General features: G+C 42.5%; 1 protein-coding gene. It reads left to right on the top strand.

Annotated elements, in window-relative coordinates:
- Window positions 1-772, top strand: a 772-nt coding sequence (locus ACP6PK_RS17645; protein ID WP_426561272.1) for a tetratricopeptide repeat protein, incomplete at both ends; no start/stop codon positions are given.

Here is a 772-nt window from a genome sequence, read left to right on the forward strand (position 1 = left end):
CTCAATTACTACCAGCAAGCTTTACCTCTCAGACGGGAAGTAGAGGATATTCGTGGGGAAGCAAACACTCTCAATAATATTGGTGCTGTCTACCATAGCTTAGGAGAAAAACAAAAGGCACTCAATTACTTCGAGCAAGCTTTACCTATACTTCGGCAAGTAGGCGATCGGAGTGGGGAAGCAGCAACTCTCAATAATCTTGGCATTGTCTACAGTGACTTAGGAGAAAAACAAACAGCTCTCAATTACTACGAGCAAGCTTTACCTATATATCGGCAAGTAGAGGATATTCGTGGGGAAGCAAACACTCTCAATAATATTGGCACTGTCTATGATGACTTAGGGGAAAAACAAACAGCTCTCAATTACTACGAGCAAGCTTTACCTATACTTCGGCAAGTAGGCGCTCGTGCTACAGAAGCAACGACTCTTAATAATATTGGCCTTGTATACAGTAACTTAGGAGAAAAACAAACAGCTCTCTCATACTATCAGCAAGCTTTACCTATACTTCAGGAAGTAGGCGCTCGTGCTACGGAAGCAACAACTCTCAATAATATTGGCTCTGTCTACAATGACTTAGGAGAAAAACAAACAGCACTCAATTACTACGACCAAGCTTTACCTATACTTCGGCAAGTAGGCGCTCGTGCTACGGAAGCAACGACTCTTAATAATATTGGCACTGTCTACGATAGCTTAGGAGAAAAACAAAAGGCACTCAATTACTACGACCAAGCTTTACCTATACTTCGGCAAGTAGGCGCTCGTG

This window comes from Dapis hubbardiae BLCC-M172 (assembly GCF_050016015.1).
In the GTDB taxonomy this organism is placed as follows: domain Bacteria; phylum Cyanobacteriota; class Cyanobacteriia; order Cyanobacteriales; family Microcoleaceae; genus Trichodesmium.